The sequence below is a fragment of the Rhizobium esperanzae genome (assembly GCF_002204185.1).
Lineage (GTDB): Bacteria > Pseudomonadota > Alphaproteobacteria > Rhizobiales > Rhizobiaceae > Rhizobium > Rhizobium esperanzae.
The window spans coordinates 198,416-225,029 of record NZ_MXPU01000004.1 but is presented as its reverse complement, the minus strand read 5'-3'; the positions used below and the strand labels follow the sequence as shown (position 1 = coordinate 225,029).

The window sequence follows — 26,614 nt, the reverse complement described above, 5'->3', positions numbered from 1 at the left end:
TCGCCGCCTCCCTCATCCTTTTACAGCGCCGAAAGTCAGGCCGCCGACGATCTGCTTTTGAAGTGCGAGCGTTACGATGATGACGGGCAGCGAATAGAGCACCGCCGCCGCCGTCATCGCTCCCCAGGCTAGGCCATAGACTGAGTTGTATTCAGCAATGACGATCGGTGCCGTTTTGGTCGCCTCTGACGTCAGCAGCAGTGCGTAGAGGAACTCGTTCCAGCTCGTGATGAAGGTAAAGAGCGCGGTGACGGCGATTCCGCCCGTCATGATCGGAAGGATAACCTTCAGAAAGGCCTGGAAACGGGTGCAGCCGTCCATGCGCGCCGCCTCTTCCAGATCCTTCGGAACGCCTTCGAAGAAGGCTGCCATGAGAAGAAGCGCAAGAGGTACCGCGGCTGATGTGTGGGCGAGCACCAGACCGGGAACGGTATCCAGCAGACCGAGCGACTTCAGAAGCTGGAACAATGGTACGCCGAGCGACACCGAGGGCACCATGCGCGTGACCAGCGCGAAAAGCAGGAACAGGGTGGTGATCCGGCGCCGGTAGTGGGTCGCGACATAAGCGGCGGGAACCGCCACAGCGAGGGAAAGGATGGTTGTCAGCACCGCCACCGTCAGCGAGCTTGCGAAGGCCCGCGGCAGGGTCGATGATTGCAGGACATCGCGAAAATTCTCGAATGAGATCACCGCGGGAAAGAAGCTCGGGGGAATCTGCTGGACATCCGCTGCCGGCTTGATCGACGTCATGAGCAGATAGACGTAAGGCAGCGCATAGGACAGGACGAGGACGAGCGCGGCGGCATTGACCACGATGCCGTTGAGATTGAGGCGGCGCGCACTAAGCATGGACCGGCCTCCAAATCTTCCAATAGGCAGCGGCGGCCAGAAGCATCATGACGATCAGAAACAGCGTGCCGGAGGCCGAGGCCTCGCCAAGATCGCCGAAGCGCACCATGCGCTGATAGATGTTCATCGAAAACACTTCAGAAGCGTGGTTGGGGCCACCTTGCGTCTGGATCCAGATGAGGTCGAAGGTCTTTGCGGCATCCACCCCACGCACGATGACGACAACGGCGATCACCGGGCGCATCAGCGGCAGCGTGACATGCCAGAAGCGCTTGAATGCGTTCGCGCCGTCGATCCGCGCCGCCTCCAGCAGGTCTTTGGGAATGTTTGTCAATCCGGCATAGGAAACGAGGGCGACAAAGGATGTCGTCAGCCAAATATCGGCAAACGACACGGAATAGATGACGATATCTTCGTCGGACAACCAGGCAATCGCATCGGGATCGCTGATGACGCCCAAATGGACGAGCCCATAATTCAAGATGCCGATGTTCCCGACCAGGAGAAAGCGCCACAAGAGGCCAGCGACAATGGGCGGCACCATCAATGGCAGCGTGAAGATCGTGCGGTGCCAGCGCGACTGACCGGGGAGCGCCGAAAACAGCAGAGCGGCGCAGAAGCCGAAGGTAAATTCGAAGAACAGCGCAAAGATCGAATACTGGATTGTTCTGAACGCGCTTTCCGCGACACGCTTCGAGGTTAGCGCGTCGATATAGTTCTTGAGCCCGATCCATTCTCGTATGTGGGGAGTAATGGTGTCGACCTTAAAAAAGGAGTCGAACACCAGAAGCCCTACCGGGTATGCGACCAGCAAGCCAAGGATGGCGAGGGCTGGCGCAAGCATGCACAGCACGAATCGGTCTTCACCCGACATGGCGCTCTCCGAAAGCTGATGATGCGAGGAGGACCACCCGTCCTCCTCGCCGCCGAGGGACTAGTCGAGGATGTCTTCGATCGTTTCCTTGGCGTCCGTCAGGACCTTGCCGACATCCGCTTTGCACGTCAGGGCCTGCTGCACGGCAGGAAGAACCGCTTCGTCGACAATTTCCTGATATTTTTCGGTCATCGGACGGCCTTGCGTCGCAGGAGCACTCAACGTCTCAAGCAGCGGCGTGAAATGCTCATAGCCGGGCTTGCCGGCATAGCTGTTATAGGCCGAGTTCGTCGCAGCCAATCCAAGCGGCGCTTCAATACCGAGGGCATTGTTGGCGATCGCGAAGGCTATGAACTTCTTGGCCGCGTCCTTGTGTTGGGAGGTCGACGGAACGACATTGTACCAAGGACCCGGAATTGCCGCGATTCCGGCATCACCGGCCAGCATCGGGACGACGCCGACCTTTCCGCTGACTTTGGAATCAGCGGGCGTCATCTTGTAGGCGTGCGCCCAGAATTTCATCATCGCCGTCTTGCCTTGATAGAACAGGTTCTGAGCCTCGCCCCAGCCGATCTCGTTCACGTTTTCGGGCACGGAATGATCGGTGCAGTGTGGCGCGATGTAGAATTCGAGCGCCTTCCTATGCGCTTCGTTGTCGATGATCACCTTCCCATCCTTGTCGAGGACCACTCCTGGCGAGCCCGCCTGAAGCACATGCGCCATCCATTCTTCGGAGAAGCTGCCGATGGTGTCGGTGCCCCAAAAGTCGGTCTTGCCGTCACCATCTGTGTCTCGGGTGAAGAATGTTGCGATGTCGCGCCATTGCTGCCAAGTCTTCGGCGGGGCGAGGGGATAACCATATTTTGCCTGGAACGCTTTCTGTTCCTCCGGCTTGTCGAAGAGGTCCTTGCGAAAAAAAACAATTTCGGCATTGGCCCAGGCAGGCATGCCGATCAGTTTGTCACCGATCTTCGCGTCGGCAAGTAAGGCAGGCGGCAGGTCCTTGCGAACCGCATCGGTGAAGAGCGGCGCGAGGTCTTCGACATGGCTTGCGAATTTCGCGTTCCACACGACGTCGATCGTTACCACATCGAAGGCCGATGAACCGGAAGCGATTTCGGCGGAAAACTTGTCGAAGACGCCCTGATAGGGGACGACGGTGAAGTTTACCTTGATGCCGGTCTCGGCGGTGAACTTCTCTGCGGCTGCCTTCTGCAGCATTTCGCCGCCGCCTTCCACGAGGACATTGATGGTTTCGGCCTCGGCGGAGGCCGCAATGCAAACGAGCGCGAGCGCGCTGGCGCCAAGCAGTTTCTTCATGAATTCCTCCCTGTTCCGCCGGAAGCACTTGCCTCAGGCTGTTCCATTACTGGGACCATAGGCGCGCTATGACGACGTTGTCAATCGCGATTGTCGACGTTGTCAGAAAAATATGTCGACGTTGTCATGGGTGTGGTTTACAACAGACCCGCATCAGGAGAATTGGTGGACATGGTGAGCATCGTCAGCGTCGCAAAAGCGGCCGGGGTTTCGAATAAAACAGTCTCTCGCGTCATCAATGGCGAGCCCTACGTGACTGAGGAAACCCGGGAGAGGGTGGAAAAAGCCATTCGCGATCTCGGCTATATCCCAAATATGGCGGCCCGCCTCATACGATCCAGCCGTTCCAACACCTTTGGGATTATCACCGATTATGTTTCCACGACGCCTTATTCGGTCGATATTGTCCGCGGAATTCAGGATTGGGCCAATGCGAATGGGAAAACCATCCTGATCGCCAACACCGGTGGTTCTTCCGAGCGAGAGGTGGAAATCTGGAAAATGTTCCAGTCCCATCGCATTGATGGAGTCTTGTATGTCACCATGTACCGCCGCATCGTGGACCCGGTGACCGGCGATGTCAGCATTCCGACAGTGATGATAAATTGTCGGCCGCAAACAAGGGAGCTCCTGCCGTCTATCGAGCCCGATGATTACCAAGGGGCGCGAGATCTCACCCGTTACCTCCTTGAACGGGGGCATCGCAGAATCGGTTACATCCGGCTCAATCCGATCCTATTGGGAGCCGAACTGCGCCTGGATGCGTTTCGCCGAACGACAAGCGAATTCGGTCTCACAGAGAACGACCTCTCTATCAGCCTTGGGATGGATGGGCCTGTTGGGGCAGAAAACAATTACGTCTTTGCGGCAGCGACCGAAATGCTCAAACAAGACGACCGTCCGACCGCGATCATGAGCGGCAACGACGAAATGGCAATTCAAATCTACATTGCCGCCATGGCACTGGGATTGCGGATTCCAGAAGACGTCAGCATCGTCGGCTTTGACGATTTTCGAACAGTCACTATGGCGCTGAAGCCGGAGCTGACCACAGCGGCGTTACCATATTACGATCTCGGCCGAGAGGGTGCGAAGTGGCTGAACGACTTAATAGCGGGCGAGAAGATTTATCCGGTCAGTCGGGTTGTCTCTTGCAAGCTGGTTGAACGTAGCTCTGTCGCCTTTAACCCTCATTAGGCGTCGAGAATCTCTCCTGCCTGCCTCGAATGATTACGTCTGGTTTGAGCGTTGCCACAGCTGAACGGTGGTGGTGGAGTGGATGGAGAAACGGGTGAATCCGGCGTAACATGTGTTATGGAACTTGGAGGCGCAAGGCAAACGCTGCTCCATAATCGTTTTGAAAATACACAGCAATATCAATTACTTTTAGCGCGTTCCCAAATCAACGTGCGAGGGTTAGCCAATCGCCGATCGTTGCCCCAGAACGTCGCGTGGGCCGTGTTGCGGGAATGGCCGGGCGCTCAGTTGCTACGGTCTTTCGCACTTCACGCGGGCTGAGCCCGAATTCATGGCTGAAGGCGCGCGTGAAATTGGCCGCAACGTCGAAGCCGGCGGCCTCGGCGATCTCCGAGATCGGCCTATTGTCGGTCGGGTTGGTCAGATCCGCGTAGGCCTGCAGCAATCGACGTTTGCGAATGTAATTGAAGACGCCTCCGCTCGTTTCGAACAATTGGTAGAGCCGCGTCCGCGAGATCCCCAGCGCACGGCACATGACCTCAGGCGTCAAGCTGTCTGAATGAAGATTGAGGTGAATATAGCGGTGGGCCCGCTCCATCAGCCCCATATTGGTCTGTTCCTGACCGCGATCCGAACTTGTGGACGATGCAGCGCATGCAACGACCATATCGCCGATCGTCTGGATGATCCGCGGCACCTCCTCCACCGTCAGATTGCTCAGGTTCGATTCCAGGCCATTGATATAGCTGACGAGCAATTCAGCCAGACTGCCGGAGAGGACGATGTTGTTGGCGTTCTGCAGGAGAGGCGCGTCACGGCTCAACAGTTCATAGGGCAGGAAGACGAGCACGGCGACGGAATCGGTCATCCGCCCGCGGTACGGATAACCAAGAGACCTGAAAAATATCTCACCCGGGCCGGTCTCGGTGACATGCCGATTGGCCTCGGTCCAGGCCCGGCCGCTGCGCAGTATGCCGACGTTCCAGTGATCGATCGGGCTCGATCGCAGTATGGCCTGATCGCGGATATAGCTGCAGGACTGCGTTCGCTGCTGGACGATGAGAATATCGCCAAGCTGCCAGGCCGTCTGTTCCGCGAGAAAACCGCCGTCCTCTGATTTTCCGTCCGGCAGATGAACATCGACAAGCGGCGCCATGTGTGATCGCCAGGACTGGAACTGTTCGTTCGGTGGCAGGTCGTGCGTCGAAAATCGCAAGGGCACCAGCGCCGGAGCAACATCCACCCGATGTTCTTTCTGCGGGGACGGCTCGCGCGGCCAGCGCCGCCGCTCCAGGTGGGCCGGCCATTCCTGTCCCGCAGCGGGCTTATCTCCAGACTCCGTAGCCATCCACTCCTCCAGCGCGTGCATAAGCTACTTATCATATTCCCTGGCGAGCAGAAATGGACGGACCGATAATTTCCAGGATGCGGCGATAACGACAATTGCGCCATGTTCCTATATCTAAATAGGCAATGGTTATTCCGAAGGACGTTCGGAAATTCCAAAAATACTTAACTGCCGGTGCTATGTAGTGTCGAAGTGCCGTCAACGTAATAAGACACTTATTCACAACAAAAGATGCAAGCAGAGGAGGATAGTCGTGAACTATCGGGGCACCATTCGTGCGCGCTTTGTGCGAGCACCGACGAACGCCAGGAATTCTTCGCCGCACAACTCTCAGGCGCCAGGAAAAAGCCCTATCGCCGGTCATGCGGATTTCCGTTACTCGCATTCTAGCGAGACGCCCCTGAGGCCGGACATCGGCAGATAAAGGGGCGAAGGGGTTGCGCGCAGCCGAAGAGCTGTCTGTGTCCATGCGTATTGAGCCAAGGCTTGTACGCAACCCCTCCCACTTCAATCCATTGGCGAATTTTTGCAACGCTGCCCTTGCGAAGGCAGAACGGAGGCTAAGATGACCACAGCATGTGAAGAGAAACAAATCGAATTGAAGCCGATCTCGAACTGCAGACGAGAGGTCGAAGTTGCGATGGTGGAAATGCTCGTCAGTTTGCAGAAACGCGGATGGTCAGCTGCGGAATTGGCGTTGGAGCTCGCAGATGCCTCCGAAGATCTCGTCATGCTGATCGCCACCAAACGGCTTCGACCCCATTAATGCCTGTCGCCCTGGAAGTGTGCGACGGTCCCTTGATAACGACGTGCAAAAGACAAACAACTAATGCGCATCGCATGAATCAAATTGCATGCGATGCGCATTAGAAAAATGGCGTGGAACTGTGCTGTTTCTGTCTCTGGCAGCACGTGAGGCGGCGCAGTTTCCCAGCACCCCATTACCACCCATCCAGTCAGTCGCCGCGCCGGTGAGGGCGGCTTGCCCCTTTTCCCGGGGCCGCGCCGATACGGTGTCAGGCCAGTTTCGGCGGCATTTTCTACAGAGCCGAACTGTTTCTGTCGCGGCGTTGCGACCATCACTTGCCTACAGATTATAATGCGCTAAATTATGCAAGAATGAGTTGCATCCGTTTGTCCCGGCTCGATAGGGACCGATGGCTGCAAAGCGATATCTTCGGATGGCAACATGATCTGGAACCATCGCATCACGCGCATCGTTGTCGGCCTGTTGCTCCTGACGCTCGTGGCGGTCGTCTCTTTGCCGACGATTACCGGCTTTACCAGCCTTGATGGTACGGTCAACGCGCGGTTTGCCGTCGTTAATGCCCCGATCGACGGCACGATTGCCAAAGAACCGCTCAAGGCCGGCAGCGCGGTCAAAGCGGGACAAGCCCTCGCGGAAATCAGAAATACGCGTGTCAATCGCGCAATCCTCGCTTCGCTCGAGGCAGATCGCAACACGGCGCTCGACCGCGTCGCCGCCCTTAAAAAGGAACGAGAGGAACTCTCCGCACTTCGCGAGGAATTGTCTGCCAGATTGGAAGTCTACAAGCAGACCACCATTGCCAATCTCGAACGCGAAGTCGAAATCCTCAGGAAAAAAGTCGAAGTGTCGCAAGCTCAGGATCTGGTCGCGCAGGTCGACCTGAGCAGGCGGGTGCAGCTCGAGTCTAAAGGCATTCTGACGCAGAAGCTGGTCGAGGCTGCGCGTGCCGCCGGAGCTGCGACCGGCGGCGAGGTCGAAATCAGCAACCTGACTGTCGATCAATTGGAGCAGAGGCTCAATGCGGTCCGTCAAGGTATCTTTGTCTTCGGCGATGGGCAAAATGACGTGCCCTATTCGCGCCAGCGCGAGGACGAGGTCGTCGTTCGCATCAACGACTTGAACTCGCGCATAGCGGAAAACGAGACACGCGCCACCGAAGTTCAAAAGCAGCTGGTCAAAGAGGCAGACCGCGTCAGCAGCCTTGAATCCGCAACCGCAATAGCGCCATTCGACGGTGTTGTCTGGACCAGGAGTATCGTCAACGGTTCGAACGTCGTGCTGAACGACGAGCTGATGCGCCTCCTCGACTGTCGAGAGCTGTTCGTGGATATCCTTGTTCCCGAGGTCAATTACGATGAGATCTACCCGGGACTTGTGGCGCAGGTGCGCTTGTTCGGCCGTAGCGATGTCTTCAAGGGCACGGTCATTTCCGTCAGAGGCAATTCGGCTACGGTCGAGGCCGATTCCTTTGCCGCCAGTTTGCCGCCGTCGACACAACGCAATGCCCGCATTCGGGTTCGCCTCGATCCATCCTTCATGAACAACGACTTTGCGAACTCCTGCCAGGTGGGACGCACAGTGCAGGTCCGGTTTTCCAAACACGGCATCAACCTATCCAACTGGGTCAAAAGCCTGTGGTTCAGTATCTTGTAGCGCTAGTTCCGACCTTTGTCGTTTTGGCGTTCTTTTTCCTGGGGCCGTTCAATTGGTCGCGCCATCACAGCTGGACACGGGCGGTGACATGCGCGTTCGTCGGAGCACTCGCACTGCGTTATATGTTCTGGCGCTTGACGGAGACCGTGCTTCCCTATCCCAGCGACGGTCCGAGTTTCTACTGGGTCTGGATCCTCTTTGCCGTCGAGGTTCTGGCCTGCTTCGAAGTCATCCTTTTTCTGATATTGATGAGCCGCTATGTCGACCGGAGCGCAGAGGCGGATAGGCTGGGTCGTGTTTTCTTCGCGCGCGATAAGCGCGAACTGCCGACCGTCGATGTTTTCATTCCCACCTATAACGAGCCGCTCGACGTGCTCGAGCGAACCATCATCGGCGCCCGCTCGCTGGATTATCCTGCCGACAAATTGAAGGTGTATGTGCTTGACGATCAACGCCGCGACTGGCTGAAGGCCTATTGCGAAGAAAAGAACGTCATCCACGTCACGCGCGCCGACAACAGCCATGCCAAAGCGGGCAATATGAACAATGGGCTGAAGGTTAGCTCGGGCGATTTTATTGCGATCTTCGACGCCGATTTTGTTCCTTATCGGCATTTTCTTCGCCGGACGCTGCCCTTCTTTTCCGATGACAGCATCGGCATCGTCCAGACGCCTCAACATTTCTTCAATGTCGATCCGGTGCAATCAAACCTAGGGCTGGAAAACATCTGGCCGGACGAGCAGCGCTTGTTCTTCGACGAGATCGCGCCCAGCCGCGACGCCTGGGACGTCAGTTTCTGCTGCGGCTCATGCTCAATCGCCCGCCGCAAGGCCGTCGACGCAATCGGCGGGTTTCCGACGGAGTCGATCACGGAGGACCTGCTGACCACTCTGTCGATGCTCAACAAAGGCTACAAGACGCGCTATCTGAACGAGCGGCTGTCGATGGGACTGGCCGCCGAAAACCTGACCGGTTATTTTGTGCAGCGCGAACGGTGGTGCCAGGGCGGTATTCAAACCCTCTACCTGTATAATGGCCCACTGCGCGGCCCGGGCTTGACGCTCTTTCAGAGGATCATGTTCCTGCCGGCATCATGGCTGGTGCAGTATCTGGTCCGCTTCATGATCTTGCTCGTCCCTATCGTCTATCTTTGGTTCGGCCTGCTCCCGCTTTATTTCACCGACATAGCCGATTATGTCTCGCATCAGGTGCCGCTGCTGGCGGCGTATTTCCTGCTTATGCTGTGGATCACGCCGACGCGTTATCTGCCTGTTGTTTCCAGCGCCGTCGGGACCTTTGCGACATTCCGCATGCTGCCGACAGTGGTCTCCAGCCTGGTGAGACCGTTTGGCAAGCCGTTTAGGGTGACGCCGAAGGGCAGTGGCAACGAGGCGAACCAGTTCGACCGCTACAGCTTCGCTTGGATCGCAGGCATGATCTCGATCACCGTCTTCGGTCTGCTGCTCAACGTCGTGCCGGAAACGTCGCATGTGCAAGGCCAGTTTTCGCCGGTCGCAGCTTGGTGGTCAGGGATCAATATCGTCGTCCTGCTCATCGCGTCGCTCATCTGCTTCGAGAAACCCCGGCGCCTGTTTCATGCGTTCAAGCTCGATGAGCCCGCTGTCGTCGACGATGTCCCCGGTCAGATCGTCAGTCTGGCACTGGACAAGGCGGTCGTTGCCGTCCACAACATGGCCAGATTTCAATCCAAATCGGTGATGCTGAAAATCGCCGGCTTCGACCCGATCAAAGCGGAGCTCGGACAGGTCACCCAACGACGAAGCAGCATCAGTCGCAGCGGCGATAAGCAGGCCTATTACCTGCACCTCTATTTCGAGCTCAGCGGCTCTGCTCGCGACAGCATGATTGTCAAACTCTACACCGGCCAATATTCGCGGGACATTCGCGACATCGACAAGGTTGCCGTCTCTCTCAATCTGTTGCTGCGGTCATTCGGACGAACGCGCACGTTGTAGTCCGGCTCATGAGAGCCTGCGTGGCGTCTTCGCGCATGCATCAGCCGCCGGCTGAGAATGTGTCTGTTTTCCGGCCCCGTTCGGCCGCAGCCATTCGCCAAGCTGCCATTCTCGAAAGTTCCCTCATCGCCCGCAACGTCCGCACAGGGAACATTCTGCGGGGCTATCGCGACATTTCGGGCGTGCCCGGCCTTGAAGGGATAAGAACGGGCGCCCGCGATACTTGCCTGGGATAATTGATTATTGAAGGATCGCTCCGAAGGCCGGTGCCGCGGTCACGGCGCAAAGCACTCGTGCATCCCACCTGTGTGTGGGAACTCAGAAGCAGAGACAGGTAGATCTACCGCCATGACGGAGCCGCCACTCCTGACGAACTTACTGGCCAGACTGTTCGTCCAGAGTGGAAAGCGCGTCCTGCAGCCTGAGCGCAGCCAGTGCCTTCGTTGCCTCATCAGGGGACCATCCGGCCTCCAGCGCTGCTGACAGGACCAGGGATTCCGTTTGCAGTTCGAGCTTCTCATACAGCGGCTCAATAGCCTCGCGTGCGGTGACAACGTGCTGGTCGGGCGGCGTGATGGGTGTCGCAGCAACCGTGGGCATAATGCTCCTCCTTTTGAACGCTAAGGTTCGAAACCCAATTGCAGGCATGCTTGTTCCGCTCACATCGCATTTTTAGCCGGATCATGGCTGACGGAAACTGTTGCGAAACTCTGGACGGTCGCAACTTCGTCCGCCCGCGGCGCCTCTGGGTCGCAGCGAAAATCTTCGCTCGATGTGAACGAAACTACAGGCTACCGCACAATTGGCGAAAGCGGAAGCGACTTGCGGTAATCATTGAACAAGGCCGCAGCTATGAAGAACGCGGCCATATCTGGCGAAATCTCCGCCATTTCAGAAGTGCGCGAATGACGATGACCGCCGGTATCTTCCGGTGGTCGCCGACCGTCCATTCCCTGGCAATCGGTGCGTTCGGGTCGAGCAGAAAGGCGACCAGGATGCTTGCGCTCTTCGCCTCTGCTTCGAGCCTGTCATCGGATTGATGCAGGCCCTGCTCCCCTTCGGTAAAGGTCTGTCCGTCGGCGACGACGGCGCCGCTGAAGACGTAGAAGATGCGTGAGAACGCCTGCTGCCATCAATCGAACCCGTGCGCCGCGGGGGCCAACTGGCAGGTGATGGCAATCGTCTTGCTGACGATGCCGATGAATGGCCTTAGTGGCAATCTGAAAACATCCGCCGCAATCGATTCGCTGACGGGATCTGCAATGACCATCGACGCCGCAAGACATCCGCATCCGATCTATTTTGCCGGGGCTTTCGCCACGGGCGGGCTCCTGACCTTCATGGTGCATCTGAACGGCGAGCTGGCACGCTATGGGAGCCCGCTGTTTTCGTCCTGGACCGCGCACGGCACCGGCATGGTCGCAGCCATCATTCTTCTCCTGCTGGTCCACCGGCGGCGCAGGTCAAAGCCGGAACAGGGCTTGCGGGCGCCTCTCTGGTCCTATCTCGGCGGGCTCTCTGGCGCGGCAACTGTCATGCTGACCTCGACGACGGTCAACTCGCCGCTCGGGCTCTCCGGCACCCTGGCTCTCGGGCTGGCAGGCCAGGTCGTCTTCAGCCTCGCGGCCGACAGCTGGGGGCTGTTCGGCCTGCAAAAGCGCCATCCCGATACCTGCGATATGGTTGCGCTCGGCCTGGTCGTTGCGGGGGCGGCGCTGATCATCCTGTTCGGGCGAGGTGCGGCGTGACGCTCTTTGTTCTGCTCGCTTGCCTGGGCGGCGTGCTCGTCGGCCTCAGCCGTCAGCTCAATGGGCGGCTGAGCGTCTCGACGACGCCGCTGATCGCATCCTTCTGGAATCACGCCATCGGCTTTGCCGCCCTCACCTGCCTCGGTCTCTTCGTCGGCGGCCTGCTTCCCGCGGGTGCTGCCGAGGCGCCCTGGTATGCCTATCTCGGCGGTCCGCTCGGCGTTGTCTTCGTGGCGGCCGGCAGCTGGGCGATTGCGCGGATCGGCGCGGTCAACTCGGCTCTGCTGATTATCGGCGGGCAGATGGTGACGGGAGTGGCGTTTGATTATGTCAGCGGCATGCCGGCCACCTTCTGGGCGAACGCCGGCGGAATTGCCCTGATCATCGGTGGGATGATGGTCAGCCGGGGACGGCGCAAGGGCGAACGTTCGCAATAGGTCGGCGGGGATGCCTCCCCGCAACGTCCGGTCGCTGCATTCTCAGGCAAGGTGTTTGGTAAACCAGTCGACCGTCCGCTGCCAGGCGAGCTTGGCGGCCTCCTCGTCGTAACGCGGCGTCGTATCATTGTGGAAGCCGTGATTGACGTCGGGATAGATATAGGCCTCGTAGGTCTTGCCGGCCGATTTCAGCGCCGCTTCATAGGCTGGCCAGCCTTCGTTGACGCCCTTGTCCAGCCCGGCATAGTGGAGAAGCAATGGCGCCTTGATCTTCGGCACGTCTTCGGCGCGCGGCTGCCGGCCATAAAACGGCACGGCGGCGGCAAGTTCGGGATAGGCGACCGCCGCGGCGTTGGCGACACCGCCGCCATAGCAGAAGCCGACAATGCCGACCTTGCCGGTGGTGAGATCGCTCTTCATCAAATATTCGACCGCCGCGAAGAAGTCGTTCATCAGTTTTTCCGGATCGACCTTCTGCTGCAGCTCGCGCCCCTTTTCGTCATTGCCGGGGTAGCCGCCGACCGAAGTGAGGCCGTCGGGCGCCAGCGCAATGAAACCGGCCTTCGCCACGCGCCGCGCCACATCCTCGATATAGGGATTGAGTCCCCTGTTCTCATGCACGACCACCACGGCGGCGACCTTGCCGGTGGCGTTTTTGGGGCGGACGAGATAGCCGCGGACGTCGCCGTTTCCTTTCGGCGAGGGATAGGTGATGTAGTCGGCGGATATGTCAGGATCGGTTGCCTCGACCTGGGTCGCCAGCGCATAATTCGGGCTCAGCGACGCCAGAATGGCGGCCGCGGTGACGCCCCCGACGGCGAATTTGGCCGCGCGATCGAGAAACTCGCGCTTGGTGATCCTTCCATGCGCGTAATAATCGTAGAGTTCGAGCAGCTCCTGTGGGAAATCCTTGGCGGTCATGCGGGTCATGATGGCTCCTCCTGGCCTCGGGTTCTCGCTGCATCCTACACAGGGAAACGCGCCGCTCTTTTCAATATTTCGCGAGTTTCGCGTGAGCCTGCCGGCGCAAAAGCGATCTGCAGCCACGCGTTTGCCTGCGAGATTCCAGCGTCCACGGGGCGCGCTTTCGATCGGGCAAGTCCGCATCCTGCCGGTTGCAGCGCTCATTCGCCAGCCGACGATCGGATTATGAAAATTAATTTCATGCTCGCGTCTTGCGGCCCGTTTTCTATTGACGCCTTCCGATTTTTGTCCCAACTTAAAGAAAATAAATTACTTAATCGGGAACTGGATCGGCATGAAAGTGGGCATCATCGGGCTCGGATTCCGGCTCGGCTATCTCGGCTACGTCTTCAAAGCGATCGATAGCAGCTTCGACATCGTCGGCTACGTGGATCCCGATCCCGCCGGCCTTCCCGGCTTGACGGAAAAGGGCATTTCGGCCGGCAAGGCCTATGGCTCGCCGGAAGAGCTGCTTGCCTCCGAAAAACTCGATCTCTTGATGATCGGCTCTCCCAATCACATGCATCTCGGCCATATCAGGCTCGGGCTGCAGGCCGGCCTCAAGGTCTTCTGCGAAAAGCCGATCGTCACGACGATCGCCGAAAGCATCGAGCTTGCCCATCTGATGACGAAGTTCGGCCATGAGCGGCTGATGGTCGGCCTCGTGCTGCGCTATTCCCCGCTTTACAAGGACCTGCGCGCCATCCAGGCCGAGGGCAAGCTCGGCCAGATCGTCTCGATCGAGGCATCCGAACATATCGAGCCCTATCACGGCGCCTTCTTCATGCGCGACTGGCGCCGCTACGAGCGTTATTCCGGCAGCTTCATGCTGGAAAAATGCTGCCACGACCTCGACCTTTATAATGGCGTCGTCGGCGCAAGGCCGGAGCGGGTAGCCAGTTTCGGCGGCCGCAAGAGCTTCATCCCGGCCAATGACCCAGCCCGCGAGGGCATCAACGACCTCGAGCTTTTCCACCGCAAGCCGAGCGGCTGGATGGGCTCCGACAAGGTCTTCGACAGCGATGCCGACATCATCGATTACCAGGTGGCGATCGTCGAATATGAAAACGGCGTCGGCATGAACTTCCACACCAATCTCAACGTGCCCGACCAGTTCCGCCGTTTCGCCATCATGGGCTCGCGCGGCATGGCCGAAGGCGATTTCGTCCGCGGCTATCTCGACGTGCACGAGCAGCTGACCGGCAAGAAGGTGGTGGAAAACAAATATGCCGCCACCGAGCTCTCGCAACATTACGGCGCCGATGAACAGATGGCGAGCGACCTGTTGGAAAGCGTGCGCACCGGGCTCGAATTGCCCGTTTCCACGCTGAACGCGCTCGAAGCCGGCATTCTGGCTTTGGCGATGGACGAAGCGAGGATGAAGAAAACCGTCGTCGACCTGCGTCCGATCTGGGACCGCTTCGACGAGGCCCTTCACGCAAGAGCGGCTTGAGGACGGCGGCAAGATGAGTGTCCAAAGAAGCGCCTTCATCTTTGCCTGGATCCTCCTTCTTCCGGCCGTTCTCTACGTTCTCGCCATCGTCGCCTATCCCCTCGTCGATACCTTCATTCTCTCCTTCACCGACGCGTCGCTGAAGAAGACGACCAATTGGGTCGGCTGGATCAATTACGAGAAGATCTTCAACGCCACCTTCGCCGAGGTGATCCTGCGCACCTTCATCTGGACCTTCTTCTCGGTCGCGCTGAAAATGGTGATCGGCACCTTCGGCGCCTGCATGCTGAATGCCGCGGTGCCCGGCCGCTCGCTGTTCCGGCTCTTGACCATGCCGCCCTGGATCGTGCCGATGGCAATCGGCATCTTCATGTGGGGCTGGATGTATAACGGCCAATTCGGGATGATCTCGGGCCTGCTGCAGCGCTTCGGTCTCGTCGACGGCCCGGTCGCCTTCCTCGCCTATGGCAATACCGCCTTCTGGGCGACGATCGTCACCGATGTCTGGATCGGCGTGCCGCTGGTGACGATCTATTTCCTGGCGGCGATCCAGTCGATCCCGAAGGACCTCTACGAGGCCGCCTGGACCGACGGCGCCGGTCGCTGGTACCGCTTCCGACGCATCACGCTGCCGCTGATGGTTCCCGCGATCATCACCATGTCGATGCTGTCTCTGATCGCCACCTTCAACTCGTTCGACATCATCTGGATCCTGACGCAGGGCGGCCCGAGCGGCGAGACGACGACGATGATCATCGATACCTACCAGACGGCGATCGGCTCGAAGAAATACGGTGAAGGCGCTGCCCGCGCCGTCTTGATCTGCATCTTCCTGTCGCTCTTCTGCTTCGCCTATTTCCGCGTCACCCGCCGCCTCAACCCGGAGAAGCGCGCATGAGCAGTGCTGCCATGATCGACCGTTACCGCTGGTGGGAGATCATCCTGATCTATTGCGGCATCGCGGTGTTCCTGTTCTTTGTGCTGGCGCCCTTCGTCGAGGGCTTCCTGGTGTCGCTGAAGCCGCTCGCCCAGCTTTTCTCCTCGCCCTACCGCTTCTGGCCGGAGAACGGCTCCTTCGAAGCCTACCGGACGATGTGGATCAGCGTGCCGGGCTTCGGGCGCTATATCTTCAACTCCTTCTTCATCTCGATCATCGTCACGCTGATCGTGCTCTGCCTCGTCATTCCGGCGGCCTATGCCTTCGCCAAGTTCGAATTCAAGGGCATGGGGATCCTGCTCGGCGCCTTCCTGACGGTGAACATGTTCTCCGGCGCCGTGCTGTTGATCCCGCTCTTCCGGCTGATGCGCAGCATGGGTGTGCTCAACACCTATCTCGCCATGATCGTGCCGGGTGTCGCCTTCCTCATTCCGTCGGCGATCTGGCTGCTGCGCACCTATATGATCCGCATTCCCCAGGAGCTCAACGAAGCCGCCTTCATGGATGGCGCCAGCCACTTCTACACGCTTCGCCGCGTCATCCTGCCCATTGCGATGCCGGGAATCATCGTCGTCGCCATCACCACCTTCATCGGCGCTTACGCCCAGCAATTCATCTTCGCGCTGACCTTCAACTCGAAGAGTGAATACATGCCCTTGCCGGTGGGGCTCTTTGCTTACTTCGGCAAGCAGGAGGTCATCTGGAACGAACTGATGGCGGCTTCCTTCGTCGGCATCGCGCCGGCGATGGTCGTCATCTTCTTCCTTCAGCGTTACCTCGTCGGCGGTCTGACCGCCGGTGCGGTGAAACAATAAGATTATAAAAACGAGTGAACAGCTAACAACCAAACGGGAGTCACGACGTGAGCATTACAATCAAGACAGGCCTTATGGCGCTCGCCTTGCTCGGTTCGACGGCATTGACCGCAGTCACTGCCCATGCCGCCGACAAGGAAATCAGCTGGATCTATTGCGGCGACACGATCGACCCGGTCCACACCAAATACATCAAGCAGTGGGAAGAAAAGAACGCCGGCTGGAAGGTCACGCCTGAAGTCGTCGGCTGGGCGCAGTGCCAGGACAAGGCGACGACGCTTGCCGCCGCCGGCACGCCTGTGGCCATGGCCTATGTCGGCTCGCGCACCCTGAAGGAGTTCGCCCAGAACGATCTCATCGTCAAGGTGCCGATGACGGATGAGGAAAAGAAGGCTTACTATCCCCACATCGTCGACACGGTGACCTTCGAGGGCACGCAGTGGGGCGTTCCGATCGCCTTCTCCACCAAGGCGCTCTATTGGAACAAGGACCTCTTCAAGCAGGCCGGCCTCGATCCCGAGAAGCCGCCGAAGACCTGGGCCGAAGAAATCGAGATGGCAAAGACCATCAAGGAAAAGACCGGCATTCCGGGCTTCGGTCTCTCGGCCAAGACCTTCGACAACACCATGCATCAGTTCATGCATTGGGTTTACACCAACAATGGCAGCGTGATCGATGCCGATGGCAAGGTCACCCTCGACAGCCCGCAGAATCTCGCCGCGCTGAAGGCCTACAAGGATATCGTTCCCTACTCCGAAGAAGGCCCGACGGCCTATGAGCAGAACGAAGTCCGCGCCATCTTCCTCGATGGCAAGGTCGCCATGATCCAGGCCGGTTCGGGTGCGGCCTCCCGCCTGAAGGAGACGAAGATCAGCTGGGGCATCACGACGCTGCCGCTCGGCCCCGATGCCAAGGGCCCCGGCACGCTGCTGATCACCGACAGCCTGGCGATCTTCAAGGGTTCCGGCGTCGAGGACAAGGCGACCGAATTCGCCAAGTTCATCACCTCGCCGGATGTTCAGGCGGAATATGAGCTGCAGGGCGGCGCCGGCCTCACCCCGCTGCGTCCCTCGAAGAAGGTCGACGACTTCGTCGCCAAGGACCCCTCCTGGAAGCCGCTCATCGAGGGCATCAGCTATGGTGGTCCCGAGCCGCTCTTCACCGACTATAAGGGTTTCCAGAACTCGATGATCGAAATGATCCAGTCGGTTGTCACAGGCAAGGCCGAGCCGGAAGCCGCGCTCAAGAAGGCTGCCGGCGAAATCGAAGCCTTCAAATAAGCCCTTCTGAGGCTCTCCCTGGGGTCGCGGCATAAGCCGCGGCCCCTCCCCTATAGCGAATGTGCGACGAAGACCGCCGGCGGAGACAGATTTTTGGGACAGCTCCTTCTCAACAAAGTTCAGAAATTCTACGGCGACTACGAAGTTCTGAAGGGCGTGCAGCTCGAGGTGAAGAATGGCGAGTTCGTCGTCTTCGTCGGGCCGTCCGGCTGCGGCAAGTCCACGCTGTTGCGGATGATCGCCGGCCTCGACGCAACGACGGCGGGCGATATCGTCATCAACGGCGTCAGGGTCAACGATCTGCCGCCGGTCAAGCGCGGCATCGCCATGGTGTTCCAGTCCTACGCGCTCTATCCGCATATGACGGTATTCGAGAACATCGCCTTTCCGCTGCGCGTCGAGAAGATGGAAGAGGCAAAGCTCAAGGCCAAGGTGGAAAACGCTGCCCGCATCCTGCATCTCGACCAGCGGCTGCAGCAGAAGCCCGGCATGCTTTCCGGCGGCCAGCGCCAGCGCGTCGCGATCGGTCGCGCCATTGTGCGCGAACCGAAGATCTTCCTGTTCGACGAGCCGCTGTCAAACCTCGACGCGGCGCTGCGCGCCGACATGCGCATCGAGCTTGCCAAGCTGCACCGGCAGCTGAAGGCGACGATGATCTATGTGACGCACGACCAGGTCGAGGCCATGACGATGGCCGACCGCATCGTCGTGCTCGACGCCGGCAATATTTCCCAGACCGGCGCGCCGCTGGAGCTTTACCACAAGCCCGCCAACAAATTCGTCGCCGGCTTCATCGGCAACCCGAAAATGAATTTTCTCCCCGTCACCTGCAAGGGCGTCAGCGCCGCCGGCGTCGAAGTCGATTATCTCGGCCAGTCCGCCGTCCTGCCGGTGACGCCACGCGACAGTATGGCCGGCAAGACCCTGACGCTCGGCATCCGCCCTGAGCATATTCAGCTGAACGGCGGCGACATCGTCTTTACCGTCACCCCGACGGTCATCGAGCGCCTCGGCGCCAATACGGTCGCCTATGCCTCGCTCAACGCCGAGGCCGAGAACTTCTGCGCCATGTTACCCGGCAGCGTCGGCATCCGCCCCGACGCGCCTGTTGCCACCGGCATCAATGCCGCCGACTGCCATCTCTTCGACGAGACGGGTATTGCATTTGAACGGCGCGTGGAGCTGACCGAGATCGATATGAACGTGATCAACCCGACGGCGGCCTAAAGCGACTGGCTCCGCGTCGGCAGTTCGTCCTGTCAGGGGGCGGGTCCGGCGGTGATATCACACGCTCTATTGCGGCTGACCGGCGGCAGGAATTCAGGGGGTCTTTTCACTCTAGAACGTCGTTGGACAATCGCCTGCAGATGGCAGAGTCCGGCCCATTTCGGCATTGGTTGTCACCGGACGATATGGCTGCATTGCGCCCCCAAATCGGTCGTTCATGCGGTTCCCGAACCGTCCTGAAAGCCGTTGTTCGCACGCGCCGACGCGAACGACAGGAAGGGCGGGGAGCCGCCGGTCGGTGTGCCGCCCTGGTTGTGAAGGACAGCGCAGGGAGCAGGCTTTGCTCCTGAAACAGACGGTAGCACCTCAACCAACGTCACCGGCCGAGGCTGACGCCAATCCTGGCCGACAGCAGGCGCTCAGAAACTTCGTCCATACGGAATAACCCGATCGCCCTCACCGCCGCTGACAGGGCCAGTGAGGCAAAGTGCCTCCGGCCCGGTGGCCGATTTTCGTGGGGTGTTGCTACTGTATGAATATCCATTGGGCCTTGACTTCAGCTAGAACTAGTGTGGACTATTACATAGTATTGCTGTGTCCTGAGTCCCCGTCATAAGGTACGCGCAGGCTTATTTTCGTAAATCAAGAAAGGGGAGCATTCATGGCACTTAAACCAGGACCAAAGCCGATAGCGAAATCCACAGGGAAACCGGATCAGCGTCGCCGTGATAACAAAAGCACACCAGGGAATACACCGTCCCTCAAACCTAGCAAGTCCACCAAATAAGGTACCTCAAAGAGGGCTCTCGCTGATTTGCACTTCTACCGCAGTATTCGATTGAACCTGCGCGAAATGCGGCGTGGACTGCGTGCCTGTCGAATGTTGGATGTCAGCTTTCTCGAATTCCCCGCCGATACCGGTCAGTCCGATAACGGCTCCAAAACGGACACTCGCCCGTAGAGCCCATGTACGCCATTGGCGTAACGAAGTTACCCGCCGCGCGCACATCTTGCGATAGTCACGACTACATCCTGCTGGGCCGACATCGCGCGCATCCATCGGCAACTGCGGCCTTCGGCGATCAGAACCATTTAGCCCTCAACCCCACCCCCTACCAAACGAGGCCGCGGGCCGCGACATCCTCAACGCGGGTTACCACGCCACCCCGATGGAAGACCATCGTGTCGAACAGGTTGGAGACCACGCAGGTGTGGTTGGGGATGATGAAGAGCTTTTCACCGATCTGCGGCCGCGGGCCGGTGCAGGTTGCGAGATCGATCACGCCGTGTTCTTCCGAAAGGCTGGTGATCCGCGCCTGGGGATAGCCGACGATCAGGCCGTAATCGCTGAAGCCTTGGAGATCCGAGGTCAGCGCCTTCGAGCCGGCATCGATGACGGCGCGGTCGGCGGTCGGGCGGGAGACGACGGTGGCCAGCACATGCATGGCGCAATCGTCCTCGCTGCAATGGCCCATGCGCACCATCTGGCGGTCGTTGTAGATATAGGTGCCGGCGCGGTGTTCGGTGGCGGATTTGACGAGATGCGCCTCGAACAGGCTCGGCGTTCCGCCATTGCTGACGATCGGGCAGGTTATGCCGTCGGATTGCAGGCGTTGCAGCGTCTCGGCGATGAAGGCCTCGACGGCGGCTGCTGCTTGCGGTTTGGGATAGGTGACGATGCCGCCGAAGGTGAGGCCGTCGGCGGCGGCGATGCGCCTGGCGAGCGAGGCCGCCTCATCCGGCGTCTGCACGCCGCAGCGGCCGCCGCCGGTGTCGCATTCGACAAGCACGGTCAGCGGCTTGTGGCCGGAGAAATGCGCGGCCAGCCCGTCGACCGTCTGTTCGCTGTCGGCGACGACCTTGAGATCGGAAATGCGCTCGTTCAGCCTGGCCAGGCGCTCGAGCTTCTGCTGTCCGAGAATGTTGAAGGTGATGAGGATGTCGTTGAAGCCGGCTTCGGCGAAGACTTCCGCTTCGGTGACCTTCTGGCAGTTGATGCCCTTGGCGCCGGCGGCGACCTGGGCGACGGCGAGCGCCGGGATCTTGTGGGTCTTGATATGCGGACGGAAGTTCAGCCCGTGCTCATCCATATAGGATTGAACGCGGGCGATGTTGGCGGCCAGCCGGTCTTCGTCGATGACAGGGCGCGGCGTCGAGAGATCGGCGATCCGGTCTCCTGCCTTGGCGACGACGGCAAAGCTGCGATCAGGCATTCAGGCGGCTCCGCGTTCTCTTCCGTGTGGATCGGCGACGATCGGCCATATCGTCTTCGGCGCCCGCCGGTACGGCGTCGTCGCCGGATTATTGGGATAGGGCGTTCCGGCGGAGCAGTAAAGGATTTCCGCGGCGATCTTCGAAAAGGAGGCGAAGAAATGATTGGTGGATTTGATCACCAGGATCTTCTGCTTGGTGGGATCGATGCCCATCACCGAAAACAGGCTCGGATCGAAGCTCTGGGCGCGCGTCGAATTGAGGATGATGTCGATGCCGTCGAGCACGATATGGGCGGCATCGCCGAAGGGGGCGAGGCTTTCGCCGAACTGCATCTCGGCATTCCTCACCAGCCTGACGACCTTGACCGTGCCGTCGATCGGACTGCCGGTGCCGGGCGCCGATTTGGCGCCGAAGCGCAACGGGATCTCCGCCCCCTCGCCTGCCGCAAAACAGATCTGCACCGCCATCGGATCCCAGATGGTGCCGATCGCGGCACTGGTGACGCCGCGGGCCATCAGCTCGGCGAGGATGACGGTCGCGTCACCCGCCGTGCCGCCGCCCGGATTGTCCCAGACATCGGCAATCACGACGGGCCATGCGGTCGCGGCCATGGCGCGCGCGACGGCTTGCCTCTCGTCGATCTGCGGCACCATGAAGGTGCCGCGCTTGGAAAAGAGTTCGAGGCCGAGATCACGCGCCAAGGCGGCGCCCTTCTCCGGCTTGTCGTCGGTGACGACCAGCAGCTTCGTTCCCATTTCGGGGACGTCGCCGACCATGAAACCATGGATCACCGAGATCGACAGGATTTCGGGGTCATCCTTCTCGATCCGCATGATCTTGTCGACGAAGGAGCGCATCGGGTCGCGCGAAGTCGGGAAGACGTCGATCATCCGGCAATCGAACACCGACATCAGGGGCTTGACCCGGCCTTCAAGCGTATCGACGGCGATGCGCCAGAGATCCTCGGCGCGGTCGACGAAATCGGTATGCGGAAATTCCTTGAAATAGATGGCGAAATCAAGCGCGGCGACGCGTTTTGCGGTGAGATGGCTGTGCGGGTCGAGTTCGGCGCAGATGAGGACATCGGGGCCGACGATCTCGCGCATGCGGGAGAGAAGATCGCCTTCCGTGTCTTCATAGTCGGCTGCCACCATGGCGCCGTGCAGGCCCATAACGACGGCATCCACAGGTATGGCCGCGCGCAACTGATCGAGGATTTCGTCGCGCAGCTCCTCATAGGTCGTCCGGTTGACGAGGCCCGCCGGGTCGGCCCAGGCGGCGGTGCCCTCGATCAGCTCCCAGCCCTTTTCTCTGGCGACGCGCCGGCCGACTGTGATCGGCGCGGTGCAGAGCGTCGGTGTATCAGGGTGCTGGCCGGGCGGGGCATAAAGCGAGGCTTCGAATGCGCGACGATCGACGCAGATCGGGGAGAAGGTGTTGGTCTCGGTCGCCAGTGCTGCCGTGAATATGCGCAAGAAAGTGGCCTTCGTGTTGCAGGCCCCGCGTCACCCCATCGGGTTCGGCAGGTAGCCGGTGAAACCTGAGATCTTCCAGCGTCCCTGGTGTCTCCGGCAATAATAGAGCGTCTGCCATTGCAGGACATCGCGGGTGCCGTCGGCCTTGGTGATGCCGCCGTCGAATTTCTTGCGGACCAGCGCTGTCTCGCCTTCGATCTCGATATCTTCGAGCGTCGTCGTGGTGAAGATCGCCGTGCGCGGATCTTCCGCGAAGCTCTGCCCGGCGAAATCTCGCGCCTGCCGCAGCCACTCCTCGCGATAGGCGGCGAGCGAGGGAAAGGCGAGCCGCCACTTGTCGGGGTTCACCTCCTTGCGGCCGTCGATGCCGATGAAGCCCTCTTCGACGAAGTCACCTTCCACCATCGACCAGTCGGCGGCGAGAAAAGCGTCGATATCGCGCGAAACGAGCATTTCCCAGATCGCCTGCCGGGCGCTGTCCGAGGGGAAAGGGTTCTGAAAAGGATCGCGCATGTGTGCCTCGGATTGAAATTCTTTTCATAAATCGCGTTTTTCACTGGTCAAATTCTGCTTTCTATGGTCATTTGTCAACGTATCAAGAAAATAATTTGCAAGGACTTCAGCATGCCCATCAAGCGCTATGGCACGGTTCAAACGGGCGCCGGCGGCAAGACGCTGCCATTCGCGCGTGCGGTCGAAGCCGATGGCTGGCTCTATGTTTCCGGCCAGGTTGCGATGGAAGACGGCGAAATCATCGACGGCAACATCATCGCCCAGACCCATAAGACGATCGCCAATGTGCTGGAGATTCTCGAGGAGGCCGGCTACGGCGTCGAGCATGTCGTGCGCGTCGGCGTCTGGCTCGACGATCCACGTGACTTCTGGACCTTCAACAAGATCTACCAGGAGTATTTCGGCGACCATCCGCCGGCGCGGGCCTGTGTGCAATCGTCGATGATGGTCGATTGCAAGGTTGAGATCGATTGCGTGGCCTATAAGAAGAAGGACGCATAGGAAAAATCGGTGGGAGTCGGTTTGGATATCTTTTCGACATTGCAGGAAGATAAGAGCCGGCTTTCTCCTTCGGAGAACCGCATCGCGGAGATCATCGTCAACGATTTCGAGTTCGCGGTGAATGCCTCGATCATCGAGCTGGCCGAGCGGGCCGAGGTTTCGCCGCCGACCGTCACCCGCTTTTGCCGCCGGCTCGGCTGCGAGAGCTTTTCCGATTTCAAGGTGCAGCTCGCCCGCACCGCCCATATCGGCGTGCGCTATCTGAAGCCGGAATCGAAAAGCACCGAACCGGCCGATGTCGCCCAGGATATCATCACCAAGGCGCAGAACGCGCTGTTTCTGCTGCATCGCTCGCTCGATCTTGCGGCGATCGAAGCGGCCGTTGCCCATATCGCCAAGGCCGAGATGATCTATGCCTTCGGCTCGGGCGGCAATTCGTCGATGATCGCCGATGAGCTACAGAACCGCCTCTTCCGTCTCGGGCTTCGCATCACCGCTAGTTCCGATCACAGCATGCAGCTGATGATGGCCGCCGCGGCCCGGCCTGGCGACGTGCTGATCGGCTCGTCCTTCTCCGGGCGCAATCTGGAGCTGGTGCGCGCCTTCGAGCTTGCCCGCCAGGCCAAGGTGAAGACGATCGCGCTGACCCAGACGGACAGCCCGGTTGCCAAGGCCGCCGAAATCGTCGTGCCGATCGACCTTCCCGAAGGCAACAATATCTATCGCCCGACGTCGACGCGCATCGCCTATATCGCGACGGTCGATATTCTCTCGAGCCTGGTCGCCTATGCCGTTCAGCCGAAGGCGACGACCACGCTTCGGCGTATCAAGCAGCAGCTCGTCATCCACCGCGACGGCGACGACCGGCAATTGCTTGGAGACTGAAATCCATGAGCGGGAGTCTGGGAAAATGACCCAATCGGCAGCCATCGTCACGGGTGCGGCGGGCGATATAGGTGCTGCGATCGCCGCTCGTCTTGCCGAAGAACACGACGTCGTGCTGCTCGCCGATATCGATGCTGCGGCTGCGGCCGCCGTCGCTTCCAGGCTCGGGCCGGCCGGCCGTTTCGTCGCCATCGGCTGCGATGTGACCAGCGAGACGAGCATATCGGAACTGGCAAAACGCGCGGCTGATATCGGCGTGGTGCGAACCCTCGTCAACAATGCCGGTGCGGCGCGGGCGACCAGCCTGCACGACACGACGCCGGAGATCTGGCGGGCCGACAATGCGCTCAATCTCGAAGCGGCCTTCCTATGCTTCCGCGCCTTCGAGCCGATGCTCAAGGCGTCGAGGGGTTCTGTCGTCAATATCGCCTCGGTCAACGGCATGCATGTCTTCGGGCATCCGGCCTACAGTGCCGCCAAGGCCGGTCTGCTGCATTTCACCCGGCTGGTGGCGGTGGAATACGGCAAGTTCGGCATCCGCTCCAATGCCGTTGCCCCCGGCACGGTGAAGACGCAGGCCTGGGAGGCGCGCGCCGCCGCCAATCCCAACGTGTTCGAGGAGGCGCGCCGCTGGTATCCGCTGCAGCGCGTCGTCGATCCCCGCGATGTCGCCAATGCCGTAGGCTTCCTTGCCGGCCCGCTCGCCGCCGCCATTACAGGCGTCTGCCTGCCTGTCGATTGCGGGCTGACGGCAGGCCAGGCCGAACTGGCGCGAACTTTCTCCCAATCAGAGCATTATTGATCAGCCGCTGCGATCTTCGAGCGCACAGACAGCATGACAGACGTTCAGGACTGCCCGCCGCGGCCGCGCCCGCGAATCTTCCCATTCGATTGATGATCCGATGAGCCGCTTCTTTCCCGACGTCTTCCGCAATCCGGCGATCCGCGCCAGCATGATCGCCATTTTCACCTTCGGCATGGCGGGGGCGATGACCGCGCCCTATCGGTCGATCGTCGGCATTCGCGAGCTGGGGCTGAGCGACGGGCTCTATTCCTTCCTCGCCTTTGCCTCGGCGGCGGTCAACGTGGTGATCAGCGTCCTGCTCGGCAATCTTGCCGACCGGCTCGGCGAATACCGTTCGGCGATGATCGGGGCCTGTCTGTTCGGCATCGTCGGCTACGGCATGGTCTACGCCTTTCCGAGCCCGGCGACCTTCATCGTCAGCGCGCTGCTGCCGCTGCCGATCTACGGGGCGCTGAACTCGCTGCTGTTTGCCAATGCGCGCGCGGCGATGCACGGCATGAGCCGCAGCGACATGGTGACGGCCAATTCAGGCGTGCGGGCGATGATCTCGCTTTCCTGGGTGCTGATCCCCGGCATAACGGGTCTTGTCCTCTCGGGAGCGTCGAGCATGCTGCCGGCCTATCTCTTCGCCAGCCTCTCCTGTGTGCTCTGCCAGGGCATCATCCTCTTTGCTCTTCCGAAGCGCGCCGGAGCGATGATGGCGGAAGTTCGCCGCCTCACCTATTTCGAAGCGCTCCGCCAGGTGGTGTCGCCGCAGATTTCGGCGCATATCGCAGGCGTGGCGCTGATCACCAGCACGCTGCATCTGAATGATGCGCTTCTGCCGTTGATCGCCACGGGCGCGGCGCATGGCCGGCTCAGCGATGTCGGCATTCTCGTCGGCATCGTCGCAGCGCTGGAGATCATCTTCATCATCGTCTGGTCGCGGATCGCCCGGCAGACCGGCCAGATGACGGCGCTGGCCGCCGGCACCATCATCTACGCGCTGTTTCTCGGCCTGCTCGGCTTTGCCTCCGCTCCATGGCATCTCTATGCGCTGACCCTGCTTGCCGGCATCGGTGCTGCGGCGATCATCAGCATCCCGATCACCTACCTGCAGGATCTCATTGCCGATCGGCCGGGGCTCGGCAGCGCGCTGATCTCCGTCAATGTCTTTGCGAGTGCGGGCATCGGTGCGCTGGTCTTCGCCGCCGGCACCTGGGCGAGCAATTATTCCGGAACCGCTATTCTGAGCGCCGTCACCGGCCTGTCGGGGATCGCCCTCCTCGGCCTGCTGCAGCGGCGCAATGCCGTTGTGCCCGCCGACGCCGAGGTTCGATAGGCGGCACGAGGAATGTGGCTTTCATCGCCAGCCGTCTTGTGACAAGGGTGGTGA

Annotated in this window: 24 protein-coding genes and 1 pseudogene; 15 read left to right on the top strand and 10 right to left on the bottom strand. The window is 60.0% G+C overall.

Features of this window, described 5'->3' with window-relative positions:
* Positions 1-12: 12 nt before the first annotated feature.
* From B5E41_RS07495 to B5E41_RS07485, 3 genes are read right to left on the bottom strand one after another with little or no spacing between them, the layout of a single operon-like run.
* Complete coding sequence (locus B5E41_RS07495) at positions 13-849, bottom strand: carbohydrate ABC transporter permease (protein ID WP_088392339.1); 837 nt, start codon at positions 847-849, stop codon at positions 13-15.
* Complete coding sequence (locus tag B5E41_RS07490) at positions 842-1,723, bottom strand: carbohydrate ABC transporter permease (protein WP_003594698.1); 882 nt, start codon at positions 1,721-1,723, stop codon at positions 842-844. The genes B5E41_RS07495 and B5E41_RS07490 overlap by 8 nt, the downstream gene beginning before the upstream one ends.
* Before the next feature lie 60 nt (positions 1,724-1,783).
* Positions 1,784-3,043, bottom strand: a complete 1,260-nt coding sequence (locus tag B5E41_RS07485; RefSeq protein WP_088392337.1) for an ABC transporter substrate-binding protein — start codon at positions 3,041-3,043, stop codon at positions 1,784-1,786.
* Positions 3,044-3,214: 171 nt separating this feature from the next.
* Here B5E41_RS07485 and B5E41_RS07480 point away from each other — a divergent pair, with 171 nt between their 5' ends.
* On the top strand, positions 3,215-4,240 hold the full coding sequence (locus tag B5E41_RS07480; protein WP_088392335.1) for a LacI family DNA-binding transcriptional regulator: 1,026 nt from the start codon (positions 3,215-3,217) through the stop codon (positions 4,238-4,240).
* 205 nt (positions 4,241-4,445) lie between these two features.
* On the opposite strand, the gene B5E41_RS07475 is transcribed toward B5E41_RS07480, so the two are convergent.
* The gene (locus B5E41_RS07475; protein ID WP_088392333.1) at positions 4,446-5,588 is read right to left on the bottom strand and encodes a helix-turn-helix transcriptional regulator; all 1,143 of its coding nucleotides are present in this window, start codon (positions 5,586-5,588) and stop codon (positions 4,446-4,448) included.
* Positions 5,589-6,153: 565 nt separating this feature from the next.
* Here B5E41_RS07475 and B5E41_RS07470 point away from each other — a divergent pair.
* The 3 genes from B5E41_RS07470 to B5E41_RS07460 all read left to right on the top strand — a co-directional run bounded on the left by B5E41_RS07470 (position 6,154) and on the right by B5E41_RS07460 (position 9,986).
* Positions 6,154-6,354, top strand: a complete 201-nt coding sequence (locus B5E41_RS07470; protein WP_064808671.1) for a hypothetical protein — start codon at positions 6,154-6,156, stop codon at positions 6,352-6,354.
* 423 nt (positions 6,355-6,777) lie between these two features.
* Entirely contained in the window at positions 6,778-8,010 is a 1,233-nt protein-coding gene (locus B5E41_RS07465; protein WP_088392331.1) for an HlyD family secretion protein, read from the top strand.
* Positions 7,992-9,986 (top strand): glycosyltransferase, encoded by a 1,995-nt coding sequence (locus B5E41_RS07460; protein ID WP_088392329.1) that lies wholly within the window; start codon positions 7,992-7,994, stop codon positions 9,984-9,986. The genes B5E41_RS07465 and B5E41_RS07460 overlap by 19 nt, the downstream gene beginning before the upstream one ends.
* A 375-nt stretch (positions 9,987-10,361) precedes the next feature.
* Here the strand turns inward: B5E41_RS07460 and B5E41_RS07455 are convergent, their stop codons facing one another.
* Together B5E41_RS07455 and B5E41_RS32095 are read right to left on the bottom strand one after the other, a co-directional pair.
* Positions 10,362-10,586: a hypothetical protein gene (locus tag B5E41_RS07455; protein WP_010058730.1), complete on the bottom strand. Its 225-nt coding sequence runs from the start codon at positions 10,584-10,586 to the stop codon at positions 10,362-10,364.
* A 250-nt stretch (positions 10,587-10,836) separates the two neighbouring features.
* Positions 10,837-11,094, bottom strand: a pseudogene (locus B5E41_RS32095) (pirin family protein); the annotation flags it as partial.
* A 154-nt stretch (positions 11,095-11,248) separates the two neighbouring features.
* Here B5E41_RS32095 and B5E41_RS07445 point away from each other — a divergent pair.
* Both B5E41_RS07445 and B5E41_RS07440 read left to right on the top strand, forming a co-directional pair.
* On the top strand, positions 11,249-11,734 hold the full coding sequence (locus B5E41_RS07445; protein ID WP_088392678.1) for a DMT family transporter: 486 nt from the start codon (positions 11,249-11,251) through the stop codon (positions 11,732-11,734).
* On the top strand, positions 11,731-12,171 hold the full coding sequence (locus tag B5E41_RS07440) for a DMT family transporter (protein ID WP_088392326.1): 441 nt from the start codon (positions 11,731-11,733) through the stop codon (positions 12,169-12,171). The genes B5E41_RS07445 and B5E41_RS07440 overlap by 4 nt, the downstream gene beginning before the upstream one ends.
* A gap of 42 nt (positions 12,172-12,213) precedes the next feature.
* Here B5E41_RS07440 and yghX read toward each other — a convergent pair whose 3' ends face one another.
* Positions 12,214-13,101 (bottom strand): YghX family hydrolase, encoded by an 888-nt coding sequence (gene yghX / locus B5E41_RS07435; protein WP_088392324.1) that lies wholly within the window; start codon positions 13,099-13,101, stop codon positions 12,214-12,216.
* A gap of 328 nt (positions 13,102-13,429) precedes the next feature.
* Here yghX and B5E41_RS07430 point away from each other — a divergent pair, with 328 nt between their 5' ends.
* The 5 genes from B5E41_RS07430 to B5E41_RS07410 all read left to right on the top strand — a co-directional run bounded on the left by B5E41_RS07430 (position 13,430) and on the right by B5E41_RS07410 (position 18,846).
* Positions 13,430-14,587: a Gfo/Idh/MocA family protein gene (locus B5E41_RS07430; protein WP_088392322.1), complete on the top strand. Its 1,158-nt coding sequence runs from the start codon at positions 13,430-13,432 to the stop codon at positions 14,585-14,587.
* 13 nt (positions 14,588-14,600) lie between these two features.
* Positions 14,601-15,485, top strand: a complete 885-nt coding sequence (locus B5E41_RS07425) for a carbohydrate ABC transporter permease (protein ID WP_037144700.1) — start codon at positions 14,601-14,603, stop codon at positions 15,483-15,485.
* Positions 15,482-16,339, top strand: a complete 858-nt coding sequence (locus B5E41_RS07420) for a carbohydrate ABC transporter permease (protein ID WP_004672438.1) — start codon at positions 15,482-15,484, stop codon at positions 16,337-16,339. Before B5E41_RS07425 ends, B5E41_RS07420 begins: the two co-directional genes overlap by 4 nt.
* 74 nt (positions 16,340-16,413) lie before the next feature.
* Complete coding sequence (locus tag B5E41_RS07415; protein WP_088392320.1) at positions 16,414-17,619, top strand: ABC transporter substrate-binding protein; 1,206 nt, start codon at positions 16,414-16,416, stop codon at positions 17,617-17,619.
* A 93-nt stretch (positions 17,620-17,712) separates the two neighbouring features.
* Positions 17,713-18,846, top strand: a complete 1,134-nt coding sequence (locus tag B5E41_RS07410) for an ABC transporter ATP-binding protein (protein WP_088392318.1) — start codon at positions 17,713-17,715, stop codon at positions 18,844-18,846.
* 1,112 nt (positions 18,847-19,958) lie between these two features.
* On the opposite strand, the gene B5E41_RS07405 is transcribed toward B5E41_RS07410, so the two are convergent.
* Genes B5E41_RS07405 through B5E41_RS07395 form a run of 3 tightly spaced genes read right to left on the bottom strand, consistent with a single transcriptional unit; the run spans position 19,959 to position 23,048 of the window.
* Positions 19,959-21,059 carry a D-TA family PLP-dependent enzyme gene (locus tag B5E41_RS07405; RefSeq protein ID WP_088392316.1) on the bottom strand — a complete coding sequence of 367 codons (1,101 nt, stop codon included), beginning with the start codon at positions 21,057-21,059 and terminating at the stop codon, positions 19,959-19,961.
* Positions 21,060-22,535 (bottom strand): M81 family metallopeptidase, encoded by a 1,476-nt coding sequence (locus B5E41_RS07400; RefSeq protein ID WP_088392314.1) that lies wholly within the window; start codon positions 22,533-22,535, stop codon positions 21,060-21,062. It abuts the gene before it with no gap.
* Between the two features lie 30 nt (positions 22,536-22,565).
* Complete coding sequence (locus tag B5E41_RS07395; protein WP_088392312.1) at positions 22,566-23,048, bottom strand: hypothetical protein; 483 nt, start codon at positions 23,046-23,048, stop codon at positions 22,566-22,568.
* 111 nt (positions 23,049-23,159) lie between these two features.
* On the opposite strand from B5E41_RS07395, the gene B5E41_RS07390 reads away from it, so the two are divergent.
* The 4 genes from B5E41_RS07390 (at position 23,160) to B5E41_RS07375 (ending at position 26,560) form a co-directional block, all read left to right on the top strand.
* Positions 23,160-23,549: a RidA family protein gene (locus B5E41_RS07390; protein ID WP_064829382.1), complete on the top strand. Its 390-nt coding sequence runs from the start codon at positions 23,160-23,162 to the stop codon at positions 23,547-23,549.
* Between the two features lie 21 nt (positions 23,550-23,570).
* Positions 23,571-24,434 (top strand): MurR/RpiR family transcriptional regulator, encoded by an 864-nt coding sequence (locus tag B5E41_RS07385; RefSeq protein WP_016736730.1) that lies wholly within the window; start codon positions 23,571-23,573, stop codon positions 24,432-24,434.
* Between the two features lie 25 nt (positions 24,435-24,459).
* On the top strand, positions 24,460-25,236 hold the full coding sequence (locus B5E41_RS07380) for an SDR family oxidoreductase (RefSeq protein WP_088392310.1): 777 nt from the start codon (positions 24,460-24,462) through the stop codon (positions 25,234-25,236).
* 100 nt (positions 25,237-25,336) lie between these two features.
* A complete protein-coding gene (locus tag B5E41_RS07375; protein ID WP_088392308.1) occupies positions 25,337-26,560 on the top strand; it encodes an MFS transporter in 1,224 nt (407 codons plus the stop codon).
* Positions 26,561-26,614: the final 54 nt, after the last annotated feature.

Coding starts and splice junctions, on each gene's coding strand:
- B5E41_RS07465 (WP_088392331.1), top strand. CDS start 6,778: ATGATCTGGAACCATCGCATCACGCGCATCGTTGTCGGCCTGTTGCTC.
- B5E41_RS07490 (WP_003594698.1), bottom strand. CDS start 1,723: ATGTCGGGTGAAGACCGATTCGTGCTGTGCATGCTTGCGCCAGCCCTC.
- B5E41_RS07415 (WP_088392320.1), top strand. CDS start 16,414: ATGGCGCTCGCCTTGCTCGGTTCGACGGCATTGACCGCAGTCACTGCC.
- B5E41_RS07390 (WP_064829382.1), top strand. CDS start 23,160: ATGCCCATCAAGCGCTATGGCACGGTTCAAACGGGCGCCGGCGGCAAG.
- B5E41_RS07475 (WP_088392333.1), bottom strand. CDS start 5,588: ATGGCTACGGAGTCTGGAGATAAGCCCGCTGCGGGACAGGAATGGCCG.
- B5E41_RS07455 (WP_010058730.1), bottom strand. CDS start 10,586: ATGCCCACGGTTGCTGCGACACCCATCACGCCGCCCGACCAGCACGTT.
- B5E41_RS07480 (WP_088392335.1), top strand. CDS start 3,215: ATGGTGAGCATCGTCAGCGTCGCAAAAGCGGCCGGGGTTTCGAATAAA.
- B5E41_RS07485 (WP_088392337.1), bottom strand. CDS start 3,043: ATGAAGAAACTGCTTGGCGCCAGCGCGCTCGCGCTCGTTTGCATTGCG.
- B5E41_RS07380 (WP_088392310.1), top strand. CDS start 24,460: ATGACCCAATCGGCAGCCATCGTCACGGGTGCGGCGGGCGATATAGGT.
- B5E41_RS07395 (WP_088392312.1), bottom strand. CDS start 23,048: ATGCGCGATCCTTTTCAGAACCCTTTCCCCTCGGACAGCGCCCGGCAG.
- B5E41_RS07375 (WP_088392308.1), top strand. CDS start 25,337: ATGAGCCGCTTCTTTCCCGACGTCTTCCGCAATCCGGCGATCCGCGCC.
- B5E41_RS07445 (WP_088392678.1), top strand. CDS start 11,249: ATGACCATCGACGCCGCAAGACATCCGCATCCGATCTATTTTGCCGGG.
- B5E41_RS07495 (WP_088392339.1), bottom strand. CDS start 849: ATGCTTAGTGCGCGCCGCCTCAATCTCAACGGCATCGTGGTCAATGCC.
- B5E41_RS07420 (WP_004672438.1), top strand. CDS start 15,482: ATGAGCAGTGCTGCCATGATCGACCGTTACCGCTGGTGGGAGATCATC.
- B5E41_RS07405 (WP_088392316.1), bottom strand. CDS start 21,059: ATGCCTGATCGCAGCTTTGCCGTCGTCGCCAAGGCAGGAGACCGGATC.
- B5E41_RS07430 (WP_088392322.1), top strand. CDS start 13,430: ATGAAAGTGGGCATCATCGGGCTCGGATTCCGGCTCGGCTATCTCGGC.
- B5E41_RS07470 (WP_064808671.1), top strand. CDS start 6,154: ATGACCACAGCATGTGAAGAGAAACAAATCGAATTGAAGCCGATCTCG.
- yghX (WP_088392324.1), bottom strand. CDS start 13,101: ATGACCCGCATGACCGCCAAGGATTTCCCACAGGAGCTGCTCGAACTC.
- B5E41_RS07425 (WP_037144700.1), top strand. CDS start 14,601: ATGAGTGTCCAAAGAAGCGCCTTCATCTTTGCCTGGATCCTCCTTCTT.